Genomic DNA, 16,477 nt, shown 5'->3' on the forward strand with positions numbered 1-16,477 from the left:
GGTATGAAAGGTTTGATGATCAAAGAATGGTATGGGGTCATATACCGTTTTCGGATGTTCATGATACTATTTGTGCTTCTGGCAGTGGCAGCGCCGCTGATGGAGAGGAATTCACAGATTTTCTGGGGACTTTATATCGGATTTATCGCGTCAATGGTACCAATGAATTCCTTAGCCTACGATGAGAGAAATGGATGGGATTTTTATAGTCAGACGCTCCCGATGACAAAAAGGCAGCTGGTATTTAGTAAATATCTGATGGGAATTTTATTTCTGCTTGCCGGAGTATTGCTGTATTTGGCTGGAACAGCAATCAACATTTTTGTAATGGGAAACGTAGTTTTGTGGGAACAATTGAAAATATTTTTGTTGGAAATTATGGTAACCGGTTTGCTTCCGATGGCGCTTACTACTCCTCTGAATTTTAAAATGGGAGTGGAAAAAGGCAGGATGACAATGATCATTGCCATTGCCGTGTTTGCCTTTTGTAATGCGTTTTTGCAGGAGACGATGAAAGTAAAAATTGATATTCCGTGGGCTGCAGAGACAGGAATTGTGGTGATGCTGATTTTATGGGGAGCATCCTGTGAAATTTCCTATAGAATTTATGAAAAAAGAGAACTGTAAATTCATGGTGCTTCGCACTGGACGGACTTTGTCCGATAAGGTATACTTTCTGATGAGGTGAAGTCAATGAAATTTATTCATATTGCGGATGTGCACTGGGGGATGAGACCAGATCGAACGAAATCATGGGGAAAAGTCAGAGAAAGAGAAATAAAAGAAACCTTTAAAAACGTGCTTTCTTATGCGGATAAGCAGCAGATTGATCTGCTGCTTATTTCCGGTGATTTTTTTCACGAACCGCCGTCCTGTCAGGAAATTCGAGAGGTGGATTATCTCCTTGGAAAGCTCCGAAAAACAAAGGTCGTCTGGATTGCGGGAAATCATGATTGTTTGAAGGAACATGATCCGCTTTCTCAGTATTCTTTTTCAAAAAATGTGACATTTTTAAAGGACCGATCAGTCGAAAAGGTTTCCTTTCCGGAATTGGATACTGCCATTTATGGGTTTAGTTACTGGAAAGAGCAGATTGAGGAGGCTTTGTATGATCAGATGAAGCCGGCAGGAACAGAGGGAATTCATATTTTGCTTGCTCATGGGGGAGACAAAAAACATATTCCTATAAATCGGGAAGCTCTAAAATGGTCGGAATTTGATTATATCGCTCTGGGGCATATTCATAAACCGGAAGTGATTTTTGAAGATTTGATGGCATATGCAGGGTCGTTGGAGCCTCTGGATCGTACGGAGACGGGCAGCCATGGGTTTATGAAAGGAGAGATTACAGAGGAAAAAAAAATCGTGGAATTTGTACCATTTGCCAAACGAAACTACGTCGAAATGGAAATCACAGTTTCGGAGGATATGAGCCGAGAGGAAATTGCGGATCGCATAGAGACAGAAATTTCTTATCGGGGAGAAGAACATATTTATGATATTTGGCTCAATGGTCAGATCGATCCTGAGATTTCACTGGATACGGAAAGGCTGCTGGAAACGTATAAGATTCTGGAAATTCATTTCAGGGCAAAAAGTATATGGGATTATGATCGGGTATCGAAGGAAGATGATCTTTTGCTTCAAAAAATTGCGGAACTATTAAAGGACGAGCCAAAGGCGCTTGCTTATGCGATGGAAGCCCTTTTGGCTTCTAAGGAGTGACACAATGAGAATCAGAGAAATATCAATTGACGGATTCGGAAAGTTTCAGAATCGAAATTACGGATTTTCGGATGGAATTCAGGTGATCTACGGGAAAAATGAAGCAGGAAAGACAACGATTCGGAGATTTATAGAAGCGATGTTTTTCGGACTGGAAAAAGGCCGGGGGATGGCGGCAAAGAGGGATCATTATACAAAATATTTTCCGATGCACGGAGGAAGATATGGCGGCTTTATGATTTTTGAAAAAGGCGGGAACCGGTATCGCGTCTGGCGCAACTTTCATGCAGGGGAGAGTAAGGTGCGGCTGTTTTTGGAAGATACCATGGAGGAGATTCCTCTTGCGGATCAGAGTCTGGCTCATATAATATATGAAGAGCATAAAAATGCTTTTGACGCGACTGTTTCTATGACACAGACGGATATTCGCACAGGCAGGCAGATGCAGGAGATTTTGCAGAATTCTATGGCAAATTTAAGAAGAAGCAGCAACACCGAGATCGACATTGGAAAGGCTCTGGATTATTTAAAGGCAAAACGCAGAAAAAAAAGAAAACATCCGGTTTTTTCCAGCTGCGACAGATTAAGAGAGGAACTTCAAAAAAAACCTTTTCATCCGGAAGGTCTGGAACAATGCAGAAGGCGGCAGGATCAGATTCTGGCTCAATTATCAATTCCGAAGAAACGCTCTTTTTTAGAAAGATTTCTTAGATGGATCAAAAAGTTGTTTGGAATTTCCCAAAACGACATGGAGCAGCTGGAGCTGCGTCACCGCCTGGAAATTCTCAAAATGGAGGAACAGCAGTTTTTAAAAGAAAAAGAACTTGCAGAAGAGCTTGAGATACAATACCAAAAAGCGATGGAAGAAAAAAGGAAAATTGAAAAAGATCTCCATGATATAGAGCTTGCGATTCGGGGAATTTCCCAGGCTGCCGTTATGGTACAAAAAACGTTTGGGGAAGAGCTGAATGAAAAACTTTCGGAAATTTTCTGCCGCATGACAGGAGGTGTTTATGAACAGGCTGTGATGAATGATGCGATGGAACTTATGGTAAAAAAGAATTCCGAATACATTGATATGCTGTATTTGAGTAACGGTACAGCAGAACAGCTGTTCTTTGCATTGCGGTTAGCTGCGGCGGAGCTGCTTTATAAAGAAGATCATTTTCCGTTGTTTTTGGATGACGTGTTCGGAAATTATGATGATGAACGACTGGAAAGAACATTTTCTTATCTTGCTAGGGAAAGCGATCGTCAGATTTTTTTATTTACCGGACGGAAGGAGGTCTTGTCCTTGCTGGAAAGAAATCAAATTCCGTATCACTTGGTGACACTATAGGGGCAGCCATGATAAAATGAAATCCACAGGCGGGCAGTTTTAAAAATCGGTTTGCAAGAGGAAGAGTTGTATGTGCGGTCATTGTCGAGTATAATAAATGCGAGACAGTATGACAATGGGGCTGCGGCAAGAGATTACGTTTTTATATAAAGATCAATTTACAGCTTGGGCTGAAGTCTTTTTCAGTGGAAGGAGGGAAAGATGAAAAATAAATTATGTGGAATCGGAGAGGCGCTGATTGATTTTATCCCGGAGGTGAAAGGACAGAGATTAAAGGATGTACCATCCTTTACAAGAGTTGCGGGGGGCGCTCCTGCCAATGTGGTCGGTGCGGTGACAAAGCTTGGAATTCCATCCAAATTTCTCACCAAGCTTGGTGACGATCCCTTTGGAGATTATATTATAGAAGTTTTGGATGATGCCGGAATTGACACGTCCAATATTGCGAGAGATCAGGAGGGCGAGACTGCTCTGGCGTTTGTATCTCTTGCGGCAGATGGCAATCGGGATTTTAAATTTTATCGGAAAAACAGCGCGGATCTTTGTTACAGCGTGGAAGATATTCCAAAGGATGTTTTAAACGACTGCGGTATGATTCATTTTTGCAGTGTTGATTTGGTAGAATCTCCTATGAAGGCAGCGCATCAGAAACTGATTGAAATGGCAATGGAACAAAATGTCATGGTATCTTTTGATCCGAATCTCCGTTTTTCATTATGGAATGATTTGGGTCAGTTAAAAAAGACGGTGAGGGAGTTCCTGCCTTATGCGGATATTCTTAAAATTTCCGATGAAGAGCTGGAATTTATTACAGGGTATACGAAGATAGAGGAGGCAGCGGCACAGTTATTGAACGGGCGGGCTAAATACGTAATTTACACAAAAGGAAAGGACGGAGCTGAGATTCATACCAAAGATGGTGTCATAAAAGCTTCCGGGTACAGTGTAGAAGTACGGGATACTACAGGAGCCGGAGATTCTTTTATCGGTGCGTTCATTTACTGCATATTAAATGACGAAGTTCAGGATCTAAATGCTGTAAAGAAAGAAAAATTGCAGGAATATCTTGACTTTGCAAATGCTTATGCGGCAAACACGACAACAAAAGAAGGGGCGTTGGCAGCAATGGCGGATAATGCTGAGATCAGGGAATGGATCGAGCAATTCAAAAAATAAGATATTCCCAATATGGCCAATGAAACTGAATGCGGCAGAAAGCAGAGAGTGTGTTTATACACCCTCTGCTTTTGTGCACAGAGAAAAGAAAGGAGCATAAAATGAAAGAACAATTTCTTAGAACCAGCCTTCTTCTTGGAGAAGAGGCCATTGAAAAATTAAATTATGCCAAAGTGGCAATTTTCGGAATTGGGGGAGTCGGAGGTTTTACAACTGAGGCGCTGGCAAGGAGCGGAGTTGGACATTTTGAACTGATTGATAATGATGTGGTTTCTGAATCGAATATCAACCGCCAGATTATTGCAACTTATCAGAGTGTCGGACGGGCAAAAACAGAAGTGATGAAAGAACGAATTTTAGATATTAATCCAAGTGCGGAAGTAACACTGCATCAAAGCTTTTTTCTGCCGGAGAGTGCGGAACAATTTGATTTTTCCTCTTATGATTATATTGTAGATGCCATTGACACCGTAACAGGAAAAATCGAGCTGGTGGTACAGGCAGACAAGGCAGGGGTGCCGATCATCAGCAGTATGGGTGCGGGAAACAAATTAGATCCCACAAAATTTGAAGTCACGGATATTTATAAAACATCGGTATGTCCATTGGCAAGAGTTATGCGAAAGGAGTTAAAAAAACGGGGAATTTCAGGACTGAAGGTTGTATTTTCCAAAGAAAAAGCAATGGAACCAAGAGTAAAAATTTCAGAGGAAGGCGGGAAGCGCCAGGTGCCGGGAAGTATATCCTTTGTTCCTTCTGTGGCAGGACTCATTGTCGCCGGGGAAGTTGTCAAAGATTTGACGGGTGCTTTTTAAAATTTGATTGACGAATTGTTCTTTCAATGATACAATATAGCATACAAATAGTTAGCACACTAAATACTTAAAGGAAAAAGGAGGACAATTCATGAGAGAAGTAGTGATTGCATCTGCAGTCAGAACAGCAATCGGTTCCCTCGGCGGAGGATTGAAAAATGTCAGTGCAGTAACCTTGGGTGCTGTAGCAGCCAAGGAAGCCATTGCACGGGCAGGAATCGATCCGTCAACGATTGATGAGGTCATGATCGGAAACGTTTTATCGGGAAGTCTTGGACAGAATGTAGCAAGACAGGTTGCCATTCATGCAGGCGTACCAAAAGAAGTACCGGCGTTTGCAATCAACAAAGTCTGCGGTTCCGGTCTTCGGTCTGTAAGTCTTGCAGCACAGACGATCAAAGCAGGAGATGCAGAAATTGTTTTATGCGGGGGAACAGAGAGTATGAGCAATGCGCCGTACGCCCTGACCAATGCCAGATTCGGTATGCGGATGAATGACACGGTAACAGTGGATACCATGGTAAAAGATGGATTATGGGATGCATTTTATGACTATCATATGGGAATTACGGCAGAGAATGTTGCCGAGCAGTACAAAATTACAAGAGAGATGCAGGATGAGATGGCAGAGCGCAGTCAGAAACGTGCACAGGCAGCCATAGAATCCGGGAGATTTAAAGATGAGATTGTGCCGGTGGAAGTTCCGCAGAGAAAAGGAGAACCTGTGATCTTCGACACCGATGAACATCCGAAATTCGGAACAACCAAAGAAAAGCTTGCCAAACTTCGTCCGGCATTTAAAAAGGAAGGGGGAACGGTCACGGCGGGAAATGCTTCCGGAATCAATGACGGAGCGGCAATGCTAATTGTGATGTCCAAAGAAAAAGCAGATGAATTGGGAATTCAGCCAATGGCAGTGATTCGTTCTTATGGCTCTGCCGGAGTAGATCCTTCCATCATGGGAGTGGGACCGATTTCTGCGTGCAAAAAAGCGATGAAAAAAGCAGGACTGACTTCAAAGGATATTGAACTGGTGGAAGCCAATGAGGCATTTGCCGCACAGGCAACGGCAGTATGCAGAGAGCTGGAGTTTTCGCAGGATATTGTGAATGTCAATGGCGGAGCCATAGCATTGGGGCACCCGATTGGGTGCTCAGGAGCCAGAATTCTTATCACATTATTGTATGAAATGCAAAAACGCAGCAAGAAAATTGGCTTGGCTACTCTTTGCATTGGCGGCGGAATGGGCACGACCTTGATTGTAGAGCGTCCATAATTCTGTGTGTGAATTTTTTGCATTGCAAAACACGCAGGGCACGCAAAAAAATATTGTATACATGAAAAAAACACTTGTTAAATCCTTGACATAAAATAAAGATTGATATATACTTAGCGTACTAAATATTAGTACGCTAAAATTATGTACACAAAAATTTTATGAGAAAAATATTTTACCAACAGGAGGGTGACAAAAATGGTGGAATTTAAATTGACGAAGGAGCAGCTGCTTGCAAAAGAATTGTTCAAAAGTTTCGCTGAAAATGAAATTAAACCAATTTCCAGAGATATGGACGAAGCAGAGAAGTTTGATATGGATCTGCTGGCAAAAATGAAACAATATGGTTTGATGGGAATTCCGTATTCTAAGGAATACGGCGGTGAAGGAGCGGATGTATTAACGTATACGCTGGCAATGGAAGAAGTCTCAAAAGTCGATGCCAGTGCGGGAATTACAATTTCTGTACATACCTCTTTGTGTTGTTCCTGCATTCATGATTATGCTTCAGAAGAACAAAAACAAAAATATTTACGCCCGTTGGTTAATGGAAGCAGTATCGGATGTTTTGGATTGACAGAGCCGGGAGCGGGTACAGATGCCAGCGGTGTGAAAACCACTGCGAAATTAGACGGAGATTTTTATGTATTAAATGGGCAGAAAGTATTCACTACCAATTCTGGATTTGCTGATACCTTTGTTATTTTTGCTTATACGGATAAAAGCGCCGGAACAAGAGGAATGTCTGCGTTTATTGTAGACCGGAACACAGAAGGGCTAACGGTCAGCAAAGATATTCCGCGTATGGGAATCCGTGCGGCATCCAACGCGGAGGTTGCGTTGGTTGATGTAAAAGTTCCAAAAGAAAATCTAATAGGAAAAGAAGGAATGGGATATAAAATTGCAATGGGAGCTTTGGCAGGAGGACGTATCGGTATTGGAGCTCAGTCTGTCGGAATTGCTCAGGGTGCGTTAAATGAAGCCATAAAATATATAAAGGAAAGAAAACAGTTTGGAAAACCGATTGCAAAATTCCAGAACACTCAGTTTTTAATTGCGTCACTTCAGACAAAAATTGATGCTGCCCGCTTAATGGTGTGGAGAGCTGCAAAAGCAAAGGACGATCATGAAAACTTTGCGCCTCTGGCTGCAATGTGTAAGCTGTTTGCATCAGATGTGGCAGTGGAAGTTACAAGAGCAGCAGTTCAGATGCTTGGCGGTTACGGATATTCCAGAGAGTATCCGGTAGAGAGGATGTACCGTGATGCCAAGATTACAGAAATTTATGAAGGTACATCAGAGGCTATGAAAATGATTGTCGGCGGCGGATTATTAAGATAAGAGTAAGAGAGAAGGAGAACAAGAGAATGAAGATTGTTGTTTGTGCAAAACAAGTACCAGATACAACGGAAGTAAAATTAGATCCAAAAACCAATACTTTGATTCGAGACGGCGTTCCGAGTATTATTAATCCGGATGACAAAGCTGGAATTGAGGCGGCTCTTCAATTAAAAGAAAAATGCCCGGGCAGTACAGTAACTGTCGTTTCCATGGGACCGCCTCAGGCAGATGTTGCGTTGAGAGAAGCGTTAGCGATGGGATGTGACGATGCCATTTTAATTTCAGACCGGGCGTTCGGAGGAGCCGATACATGGGCAACTTCTTCCACCATTGCAGCGGCACTGATGAAGTTAGATTATGATGTGATTTTTACCGGACGTCAGGCCATTGATGGAGATACCGCGCAGGTTGGACCTCAGATTGCAGAACATCTGGGAATTGCGCAGGTAAGCTATGTAGAGAACATTGAGGTGGAGGCAGAAGATACTTTGGTTGTTCAGAGGCAGTTTGAGGACCGTCATCAGATCATTGAGATTAAAACTCCTTGCCTGCTCACAGCTCTGGCAGAGCTGGCAGAACCAAGATATATGTCAGTACACGGAGTGATGGATGCATACCGTGAAAAGGAAGTAAAGGTTTGGGGCTTAGAGGATATAAAAGATACAGTGAACGAAGGGAATATTGGGCTAAAGGGCTCTCCTACCAGAGTGAAAAAATCCTTTACAAAACAGGCAAAAGGTGCAGGAACTGTTCTAAATGATCTGTCAGATGATGAAGCTGTTGCTGCAATCGTAGAGAAATTACAGGAAAAACACATCATTTAAGGTAAGGAGGACAATCAAAATGTGTAAAGATGTTTATGTATTTGCCGAGCAGAGAGATGGAGATCTTCAGAAAGTTGGAATTGAACTGGTTGGGGAAGCAAGAAAATTGGCAGATGATTTAGGACAGAATGTCGTAGCGGTTCTGTTGGGAAACAAGATCAAAGAGAAGGCAAAAGAATTAATTGCTCATGGAGCAGATAAGGTGATCGTAGTTGATGATCCAATGCTGGAAGAATATGTAACAGAGCCATATACAAAAGCAATGATGGAAGTGATTCAGACAAATAGTCCTGAGATTGTACTTTACGGGGCAACTTCCATCGGACGTGATCTTGCACCGAGAGTATCTGCAAGAATACATACCGGATTAACAGCGGATTGTACAAAGCTGGAGATTGATGAGGAAAGCAGACTGCTGCTGATGACCCGTCCGGCATTTGGCGGAAATATTATGGCGACGATTGTCTGTGAAGATTTCAGACCGCAGATGGCAACGGTAAGACCGGGGGTAATGAAAGCTCTGGAAGCAGAGGAAAGCAGAGATGGCGAAATTGAAGAGATGAACGTTGAATTTACGGATGCAGATATGAATGTAAAAATTCGTGAGGTCGTAAAAACAACACATAAATCTGTTGATATCACAGAAGCTAAAATTCTGATTTCCGGCGGCCGCGGCGTTGGAAATGCAGAAGGATTCAAAGATCTGGAAGCATTAGCAGAGACCTTAGACGGAGAAGTTGCAGCATCCAGAGCAGCTGTGGATTCAGGATGGATCAGCAGTGACCGTCAAGTCGGACAGACAGGAAAGACAGTGCGCCCGGAATTATATTTGGCATGTGGTATTTCTGGTGCAATTCAGCATGCGGCGGGCATGGAAAATTCTGATTTTATTGTGGCAATTAACCGTGATGAAGACGCAGCGATCTTTGATATTGCGGATCTTGGAATTGTGGGGGATATCAAGAAAATTCTTCCGAAATTAAATGAAGCAATCAAAGCAGTAAAAGAATAATAAAAGCCAGAGATTCGTCAGGAATCTCAAATTCATTGAAAACTCCTAAAAAATAGAAAGAAACTCCTAAGAAAAAATCAGGAATTGCAGTTAACATGCAGTTCCTGATTTTTTTGTTCTTTATAATTCACCGGTTAAAAACTGTGCTTTACCAAAACCGAAGCTCCAGTCTGCATCTCCGTTTTCCACAATGGATACCAGTAAGTCTTTGGGTGGGATTTGGCATTCGGATTCCAGCCGGCTGCTTAACAGAGTATATAATTTTTGCTTTTTATCCGGAGTTCTTTTTTTACTTGTGACACGGATCACAATTTGGCGGGAAGTACGTTCAAATCCAAGTCCGGTATCAAGCAGAATCATTTCATCTGGTTCATGCTGATGAACAATTTGATAGCGGTCTCTTGGAGGAATTTCAAATGCTTCTACCGCACATTGGTGAATGACATCTAAAATTTTCTGTAAATATTCTTTGTTATTTTGTTTTTGTAAATCAATTTGAATCAATGGCATTGTAGTACTCTCCTTTTATAGTTTGTGTTTTTAATAATTAGCATGCTAAATATTAAATATAATATAACATCATGAAATTCAAAAGTCAAGAGATTCTTGACGAAAAATTACACAGATGATATTATGTAATTAGCATACGAAATATTTAAAAGGCAAGTTAAAAAGGAGGTGACACGTAAGAATGAATATTGTTGTTTTGTTAAAACAAGTTCCCGATGAAAAGGTACAGCAGGAATATCAGGATGTGGATGTTTTCAATGACAGTGATAAAAATGTCTTAAAGGAAGCATTGGATTTGCGGGATTTGTACGGCGGTTCTGTCACCGTCATTGGAATCGGACCAAGGTCCGCAGAAAAGATTCTAAAAGAGACGCTGACTTATGGAATTGAACGGGCAGTTCTGGTATCAGATCTCCAATATGAAGATCTGGATGTGGCAGGAATCAGTAAAATTATGGCGCAGGCAGTGAACAGCTTGGGGACATTTGATATCGTACTGTGCGGAAGGCAGGCGATTGACGGAGATTCTGCTCATATGGCGGCTATGACGGCAGGAGCTCTCCATGTACCTCTGGTTCCATATTCCAAGGAAATTGTTTTGGAAGGTGAAAAAATCCAGGCGATTTGTGAAAGTGATCAGGAGGATCATCGTGTAGAGGCGAAGATACCCGCGATGGTTCTGTCTATTCGTGAAAAAAATCAAAACAGATTTCCTGCAGTTCCGGATATTATGAAAACATATAATGGTACCTATCAGACAGAAATTTTTGATAATTCCAGACTGCATGCAGTTTTGGAGAAGAAAAAGATCCGAAGACTACGGCGATATGAGGAAAAAACGGCAAAAAAACAAAAACTTTTGATGCTGACAGGAAAAGATGATGCAGAAAGCGCCGAAAATCTTGAGCAGTTTTTAAGAGATCAGCATGTGCTGTAGAAGGAAGGGGGCGAACTAGATGAGATTTGGAAGAACCGGCGGAATTGTGATTGTAGCAGAACAAAAGAAACAGGAATTACTGCCGCTGACTTTGGAATTGATTGGAGCTGGAAAAAAATTGGCACAGCAGTGTCATACGTCGGTTTCTGTGATTCTTGCCGGAGAGGATGTTAAAAAGGAAGCAGAGCGTTTGAAACATTATCATCTGGATGAGATTTTATGTGTAGCAGATCAGCGATTAAAAGAACGCCATTCTTCGATGTATCAGAAGGCTGTTGCACGCTGTTTGAGAGAAAAACAGCCGAAGGCAGTATTGATCGGAGGGACAGCCTTTGGAAGAGTGCTTGCGGGGAGTCTTGCGTTTGAACTGGATACGGAAGTTCTCGTCGATGCTGCAAAAATTTTTTATGATTCCCAGTTTGAGAGTATTGTGATTTCAAGACCTGCATCTGACGGGAAACATATGGCGGATTTTGCGGTGGATAAAAGTTGTTTTCCGATCATTACAATTCGCAGCGGCGTTATGGGAAAAGCCGGGTATGAGGAGAAGGAGAGCGGCGATTTAATTTTCATAGATCCTGACTGGCTGAAGGAAGATTCACAGGACTTGGTCTATAAAGAAACACTTCCCAAACAGGGAAGAGAGATTTGTCTGGATCAGGCAAAAATTATTGTGGCAGGAGGACGCGGAATGAAAGGAGAACAAGGATTTGTTCTTCTGGAAAAATTGGCAGAAAAGATTGGAGGCGAGGTAGGTTCATCCAGACCCTGCGTAGATGCAGGGTGGACGGTTGCGCAGCAGCAGATCGGTCAGTCCGGAGTTTTTGTAAAACCGAAATTGTATCTGGCATTTGGTATTTCCGGTGCAATTCAGCATATGACGGGAATTGAGGCAGAGTGCATTCTTGCAGTGAATCAGAATCCGAGAGCTGCAATTTTTCAATATTGCGATTATGGAATTGTAGGAGATGCAGAGAAAATTTTAGAATGTATGGTAGGAGGAAAATAAAATGATCGAAAAATTATATCCACAAGATACGCGTGAATGCGCGAACCTTCGGGCTGAACAAGTTTCGCCCGGCAAGGCAGACGATTTCCTGGAAATCTGGAGAATTTATGTGCCGTTGCCTGAAAATCCGCTGAAGACCTTAAATTCATATGTTGTAAAAACAAAAGCAGGCAATCTTCTGATTGATACGGGGTTTTGTCGACAGGAGTGTATGGATGGGTTAAGACAGGGGATGGAAGAGATAGAACTTTCTCTGGAAGATACTTCATTATTTCTTACACATCTGCACTCGGATCATTCCGGTTTGGTACCCTGGCTGTTAAAAACAGCGCCAATGAAAGTCTATATGGGAAAGGATGATTTTCATTATTTAAGCAAGGATTTTGACAATGAACATTGGAACGTTTTAGAACAGCGGTTTTTAGAGGAGGGCTTTCCGGAGGATGTTATGCTGAGACTTCGCGATACCAATCAGGCACGCACCTTTGCCCCGCCGGAAAAATTTAAGGCGGAGTTATTGGAAGACGGACAGATGTTAGAAATGGGTGCGTATCATTTTCAGTGTATTCAGACACCGGGACATACACCGGGGCATATGTGTTTGTATTTGAAAGAAAAGAAGATTTTATTTTCCGGAGATCATGTTTTGTTCGATATTACACCAAATATTACTTCTTGGAACGGAGTCCGTGATTCGCTGGCAGATTATTTAAAAAGTCTGGATAAAATTATAACGTATGATGTGGCAAAGACATTTCCGGGACACAGAGGAGAATTCAAGACACTTTATGAAAGAGTGGATGAGCTCAAGCAGCACCATAAGAAGCGGCTTCAAAGTATTTATGATTCTATAGAAAGAAGAGGAGAAGCCAGTGCTTATGAGGTTGCCAGCGATTTGAAATGGAATATGCGCCAAACTCTTTGGAAAGACTTTCCAGACAATCAGAAATGGTTTGCTGTGGGAGAAACTTTGTCACATCTTGACTATCTGGAAAACCGGGGGAAAATTGAGCGGGTGCTGGACAATGGGAAAGCAGTTTACCGCGCAGTGCTGCGCTGATATTTCATAATATAAATATGAACCATGCCAAGAAGGAGAGACAAGATCGTCCAAAGGTTATACCCATGATAGCTGCCGGCGTACCGGTATCCTAAAATGGCAGCCGTAAAGTAAAACATGGCGCAGGTAAAAGAACCGGCATACAGAAGGTTTGAAGATTCCAGACGGTCTTCTTTTCTTGTGAGAATGCTGATAATTCCTGCAAGGAAGAAGCATCCGGCAATAAGGAATGCAGTGGATCCCTGAGAATGTTTTGTAAAATCAAAAAGTACATTGCCGAGAAAAAACTGATAAAAAGCAAAAATCAGTGCGGCACAGGTGGAAGAAATTCCTAAAATGAACTTAATGGAAGACAAATATTTCATAAAAATTCCTTTCTGGATTCGGTACAAAAAAATGATGTGATGTGAATCCAAGGTGAAGAAAAAGACAGCGCAGGCTGCCTTTTTCTTGTTTGTGATAGCGATAAGCCAAAGTCCGGGCTTGCCCGAGGTCTTGGCGACCGCTTACAATCCCGGAATGTGCTTTTTGGCACTTCCGGTGATTTCATTATGTGTCAAAGTGTATATCACTTTTATGATAGGCAGTACAGAGGACTCCTTGAATTTATAGGAAACTGGTTAAGATAATAAACAGTCCGCAGTCGATAAACGGTATAATGATCTGCGTTACTGCAATATCCCAGTAAGCCTCTTTATGTGTGGTTTTACAAATGCCAAGCAGTGTAATCTGCGCTCCCTGATGAGGGAGGGTATCCAGAGTGCCGGCGGCAATCGTAGAAATTCTGTGAATGCCCGGCAGAGAAGCACCCAATGAAATATAAGTATCTTTTAAAGCTTTGAAAGCAACCCCCATACCTCCGGAAGCAGAACCGCAGGCGCCGGCACAAACTGCAACGGTAACCATAACAAATAAAAGCGGCGGCATGGAAAGATGTTTTAATCCTGCAACAAGATCGGTAAATCCCTGGGTTTCAGAGACAACGCCGCCAAATCCTACAACAATCGCGGTATTTAAGATAGAAACTCCGGAATCGGCAGCCCCTTTGTTAAATACGTTGATCCACTCATTGATTCCGTGAATTCGGCGGAACATGAGAATGGTAGCCAGCGCAACTCCTGCAAATACAGAAGTCTCCACTGGGAACGGATGCCATGGATTGTTAAACAATACTAAAATTACAATAATCGGAAGAATCGCAACGATTACATTTGGCAGATCCGGATGTTCTTCATCCGAAGGAAGTTCATCTTCTGATAATTGATATTTCAGTGTTTTATCAAAGAAGCCAATCCCTTTTTTGGTAAAGGAACGTGCACGCCATTCCAGCCAGAAAAAAATCATCAAAAACATACCGATCGCTGACAAAAGCGATGGAACAAAAGCGGCAGTGGAAGGGGTTCCGAGGCTGTCCATAGCAATGACATTCTGTACAGAAGGGGAACCGGGACCACTCATAGACCAGGTCCAGCATCCGGCAGAAATTGCAGCCGGGATCAATCGTCTGGTTAAATTGGCTTCTTTAAACAAGTTTAAGGCGATTGGATAGATTACAAAAAATACTACGAAACCGCTCACTCCGCCGAAGGTTAATAAACCGGTAATAATCATGATAATCGGTGCTACAAATTTTCCGTGGCAAAGGCTCGCAATAGCGCGAGCAATGGATTCTGCGGCTCCGGTATATTGATATACTGCGCCGAAGAGGGCGCCGACGAAAAAGACCAGAAAATAACTGGTAACATATTCCGATGCTGCCGGCATAAAAAGATTTTTCAAACTGTCAAGGATGGGCATTCCAGAACAGATAATAACAAAAGATGTTACAAGGGGTGCTAAAATTAAAGCACTCATTTGTTTAAAAGCCAGCACTCCGAATAATACGATAGCAACGATCAGTACTAAAATATGTAGATTCATTGAAATTTCCTCCTCTTTGAGAATTTTCTATTCAAGTCCCATCCGTTCGTCTCTAAAAATTCTTTCATCCATTTGTTTTGGTTTTCCGTCCATTTTCGGAGTAAATCCCATATGGTCGAGAATCTGTGTCTGGATGTCAATTCCTGGAGCGACTTCGGTGAGATAGACGCCATCCTCACGGAGTTCAAAAACGGCACGTTCTGTAATATACATAACCGGCTGTCCGACTTTATTTGCGTATTTTCCGCTAAAAGTGATTTGTTCCACCGTATCAATAAATTTATCAGCTTTTCCTTCCTGGTCAATGATTAATTTTCCGTCTTTTGTGGAACATTTTAATCCGCCGGCGGTGAAGGTACCACAGTAATATACACGTTTTGCGTTTTGGGTGATGTTTACGAAACCTCCGCATCCGGCAATACGCGGGCCGAATTTACTAACATTGATATTTCCGTCTTTATCGGCCTGGGCAAGACCTAAAAACGCATCATCAATTCCGCCGCCGTCATAGAAATCAAATTGAGCAGGCTGGTCAAGGATTGCCTGTGCATTCACAGAACCTCCAAATTGGGGACCACCCTGAGGAACACCGCCGACCGGACCGGCCTCTACGGTTAAAGTAAAGTGATCGTTAATTCCTTCTTCGCTGGCAACCATAGAAATGTATTCAGGAATTCCGATTCCTAAGTTTACAACAGTATCCTTGCTTAATTCCATGGCAGCCCGGCGTCCAATAATTTTCTTTGGGGAAAGAGGCGGATAGTCGAGGCTTCCCAGAGGGGCTCGAAACTCTCCTGTCATCGAGCCGTCGTAATCACAACCCACACACTGGGTATGATGTTCTTTATTTTGCGTAACAACAACGGCATCCACATAGATCCCCGGAACCTTTACAAGTTTTGGATCCACATCCTGAACAACTTTTTCAACCTGAACGATAACTTTTCCGCCGGAATTTTTTGCAGCCTGCGCTATGGCGGTTGCTTCAGCAGTGCAGCATTCGTGTTCCATGGAAATATTGCCCTGTTCATCTGCATAGGTAGCGCGGATAAAAGCGATATCTACAGGGATGGATTTATAGAGGAGACGTTCTTCACCGCATAAATTTACTACTTCCACAATGTCTTCGGTTGTAACAGAATTTAGTTTTCCTCCTTCGACACGCGGATCTGCAAATGTATAGAGACCAACGTGAGTTAAAGTTCCCAGTTTTTTTCCGGCGATGTCACGATACATCTGAGATAATGTGCCCTGCGGAAGGTTGTAAGCTTTGATTTTGTTTTGCATAATCAGCTCGCCAAGCTTTGGAGCCATATTGTAGTGTCCGGCAATGACTGTGGAAGTCATACCCTCATGAGCAAAATGGTCTGCTCCGCTGCCATCGCGATTTCCCTGACCTGCGGCATAAAAGTAGGTCAGATTTTTGTTTGCCCAGCATGGGCAAACTCTAACGGGTGTAAGTCCCGAACATGCCCAGATAGTGGGAAGTGTATAGCTGAACAGCAAGGGTGTTTGTCGTGAGGCAAAATCTGA

General features: G+C 42.5%; 16 protein-coding genes. 12 read left to right on the top strand and 4 right to left on the bottom strand.

The features are described from left to right. Nucleotides 1–3: 3 nt before the first annotated feature. The 9 genes from AC27EF_RS03735 to AC27EF_RS03775 all read left to right on the top strand — a co-directional run bounded on the left by AC27EF_RS03735 (nucleotide 4) and on the right by AC27EF_RS03775 (nucleotide 9,508). Complete coding sequence (locus AC27EF_RS03735; protein ID WP_487108943.1) at nucleotides 4–627, top strand: ABC-2 transporter permease; 624 nt, start codon at nucleotides 4–6, stop codon at nucleotides 625–627. A 66-nt stretch (nucleotides 628–693) separates the two neighbouring features. Next, nucleotides 694–1,725 (top strand): metallophosphoesterase family protein, encoded by a 1,032-nt coding sequence (locus AC27EF_RS03740; RefSeq protein ID WP_487108945.1) that lies wholly within the window; start codon nucleotides 694–696, stop codon nucleotides 1,723–1,725. 4 nt (nucleotides 1,726–1,729) lie between these two features. After that, nucleotides 1,730–3,064 (top strand): ATP-binding protein, encoded by a 1,335-nt coding sequence (locus tag AC27EF_RS03745; RefSeq protein WP_487108947.1) that lies wholly within the window; start codon nucleotides 1,730–1,732, stop codon nucleotides 3,062–3,064. 201 nt (nucleotides 3,065–3,265) lie between these two features. Next, complete coding sequence (locus AC27EF_RS03750; RefSeq protein WP_487108949.1) at nucleotides 3,266–4,240, top strand: carbohydrate kinase family protein; 975 nt, start codon at nucleotides 3,266–3,268, stop codon at nucleotides 4,238–4,240. 101 nt (nucleotides 4,241–4,341) lie between these two features. Then, nucleotides 4,342–5,055 (top strand): tRNA threonylcarbamoyladenosine dehydratase, encoded by a 714-nt coding sequence (locus AC27EF_RS03755; protein WP_487108951.1) that lies wholly within the window; start codon nucleotides 4,342–4,344, stop codon nucleotides 5,053–5,055. Nucleotides 5,056–5,146: 91 nt separating this feature from the next. Further along, entirely contained in the window at nucleotides 5,147–6,331 is a 1,185-nt protein-coding gene (locus AC27EF_RS03760; protein ID WP_487108953.1) for an acetyl-CoA C-acetyltransferase, read from the top strand. Between the two features lie 198 nt (nucleotides 6,332–6,529). Further along, nucleotides 6,530–7,672, top strand: coding sequence for an acyl-CoA dehydrogenase family protein (locus tag AC27EF_RS03765; RefSeq protein ID WP_487108955.1), 1,143 nt, complete (start codon nucleotides 6,530–6,532; stop codon nucleotides 7,670–7,672). Between the two features lie 26 nt (nucleotides 7,673–7,698). Continuing rightward, a complete protein-coding gene (locus AC27EF_RS03770; protein ID WP_487108956.1) occupies nucleotides 7,699–8,496 on the top strand; it encodes an electron transfer flavoprotein subunit beta in 798 nt (265 codons plus the stop codon). Between the two features lie 19 nt (nucleotides 8,497–8,515). After that, nucleotides 8,516–9,508 (top strand): electron transfer flavoprotein subunit alpha/FixB family protein, encoded by a 993-nt coding sequence (locus tag AC27EF_RS03775; protein WP_487108958.1) that lies wholly within the window; start codon nucleotides 8,516–8,518, stop codon nucleotides 9,506–9,508. A 120-nt stretch (nucleotides 9,509–9,628) separates the two neighbouring features. Here the strand turns inward: AC27EF_RS03775 and AC27EF_RS03780 are convergent, their stop codons facing one another. Continuing rightward, the gene (locus AC27EF_RS03780) at nucleotides 9,629–10,018 is read right to left on the bottom strand and encodes a tautomerase family protein (protein ID WP_487108960.1); all 390 of its coding nucleotides are present in this window, start codon (nucleotides 10,016–10,018) and stop codon (nucleotides 9,629–9,631) included. A gap of 181 nt (nucleotides 10,019–10,199) precedes the next feature. On the opposite strand from AC27EF_RS03780, the gene AC27EF_RS03785 reads away from it, so the two are divergent. Genes AC27EF_RS03785 through AC27EF_RS03795 form a run of 3 tightly spaced genes read left to right on the top strand, consistent with a single transcriptional unit; the run spans nucleotide 10,200 to nucleotide 13,024 of the window. Further along, nucleotides 10,200–10,955, top strand: a complete 756-nt coding sequence (locus AC27EF_RS03785; RefSeq protein WP_487108962.1) for an electron transfer flavoprotein subunit beta/FixA family protein — start codon at nucleotides 10,200–10,202, stop codon at nucleotides 10,953–10,955. A gap of 19 nt (nucleotides 10,956–10,974) precedes the next feature. Beyond that, entirely contained in the window at nucleotides 10,975–11,964 is a 990-nt protein-coding gene (locus AC27EF_RS03790; protein ID WP_487108964.1) for an electron transfer flavoprotein subunit alpha/FixB family protein, read from the top strand. 1 nt (nucleotide 11,965) lies between these two features. Then, the gene (locus AC27EF_RS03795) at nucleotides 11,966–13,024 is read left to right on the top strand and encodes an MBL fold metallo-hydrolase (protein WP_487108966.1); all 1,059 of its coding nucleotides are present in this window, start codon (nucleotides 11,966–11,968) and stop codon (nucleotides 13,022–13,024) included. Here AC27EF_RS03795 and AC27EF_RS03800 read toward each other — a convergent pair. From AC27EF_RS03800 to AC27EF_RS03810, 3 genes are all read right to left on the bottom strand, one after another. Beyond that, nucleotides 13,003–13,389, bottom strand: a complete 387-nt coding sequence (locus AC27EF_RS03800; RefSeq protein WP_487108968.1) for a hypothetical protein — start codon at nucleotides 13,387–13,389, stop codon at nucleotides 13,003–13,005. The genes AC27EF_RS03795 and AC27EF_RS03800 overlap by 22 nt on opposite strands. 241 nt (nucleotides 13,390–13,630) lie before the next feature. After that, nucleotides 13,631–14,944 carry a GntP family permease gene (locus AC27EF_RS03805; RefSeq protein WP_487108970.1) on the bottom strand — a complete coding sequence of 438 codons (1,314 nt, stop codon included), beginning with the start codon at nucleotides 14,942–14,944 and terminating at the stop codon, nucleotides 13,631–13,633. A gap of 27 nt (nucleotides 14,945–14,971) precedes the next feature. Beyond that, nucleotides 14,972–16,477 (bottom strand): acyl CoA:acetate/3-ketoacid CoA transferase (locus tag AC27EF_RS03810; protein WP_487108972.1); only part of this gene is annotated, 1,506 nt, incomplete at its 5' end.

This window comes from Anaerostipes stercorihominis (assembly GCF_057535655.1).

Excerpts from the sequence above, each read along its gene's own strand:
- AC27EF_RS03775 (WP_487108958.1), top strand. The coding sequence starts at position 8,516 with ATGTGTAAAGATGTTTATGTATTTGCCGAGCAGAGAGATGGAGATCTT.
- AC27EF_RS03740 (WP_487108945.1), top strand. The coding sequence starts at position 694 with ATGAAATTTATTCATATTGCGGATGTGCACTGGGGGATGAGACCAGAT.
- AC27EF_RS03780 (WP_487108960.1), bottom strand. The coding sequence starts at position 10,018 with ATGCCATTGATTCAAATTGATTTACAAAAACAAAATAACAAAGAATAT.
- AC27EF_RS03770 (WP_487108956.1), top strand. The coding sequence starts at position 7,699 with ATGAAGATTGTTGTTTGTGCAAAACAAGTACCAGATACAACGGAAGTA.
- AC27EF_RS03785 (WP_487108962.1), top strand. The coding sequence starts at position 10,200 with ATGAATATTGTTGTTTTGTTAAAACAAGTTCCCGATGAAAAGGTACAG.
- AC27EF_RS03745 (WP_487108947.1), top strand. The coding sequence starts at position 1,730 with ATGAGAATCAGAGAAATATCAATTGACGGATTCGGAAAGTTTCAGAAT.
- AC27EF_RS03755 (WP_487108951.1), top strand. The coding sequence starts at position 4,342 with ATGAAAGAACAATTTCTTAGAACCAGCCTTCTTCTTGGAGAAGAGGCC.
- AC27EF_RS03765 (WP_487108955.1), top strand. The coding sequence starts at position 6,530 with ATGGTGGAATTTAAATTGACGAAGGAGCAGCTGCTTGCAAAAGAATTG.
- AC27EF_RS03805 (WP_487108970.1), bottom strand. The coding sequence starts at position 14,944 with ATGAATCTACATATTTTAGTACTGATCGTTGCTATCGTATTATTCGGA.
- AC27EF_RS03790 (WP_487108964.1), top strand. The coding sequence starts at position 10,975 with ATGAGATTTGGAAGAACCGGCGGAATTGTGATTGTAGCAGAACAAAAG.
- AC27EF_RS03735 (WP_487108943.1), top strand. The coding sequence starts at position 4 with ATGAAAGGTTTGATGATCAAAGAATGGTATGGGGTCATATACCGTTTT.
- AC27EF_RS03795 (WP_487108966.1), top strand. The coding sequence starts at position 11,966 with ATGATCGAAAAATTATATCCACAAGATACGCGTGAATGCGCGAACCTT.
- AC27EF_RS03750 (WP_487108949.1), top strand. The coding sequence starts at position 3,266 with ATGAAAAATAAATTATGTGGAATCGGAGAGGCGCTGATTGATTTTATC.
- AC27EF_RS03800 (WP_487108968.1), bottom strand. The coding sequence starts at position 13,389 with ATGAAATATTTGTCTTCCATTAAGTTCATTTTAGGAATTTCTTCCACC.
- AC27EF_RS03760 (WP_487108953.1), top strand. The coding sequence starts at position 5,147 with ATGAGAGAAGTAGTGATTGCATCTGCAGTCAGAACAGCAATCGGTTCC.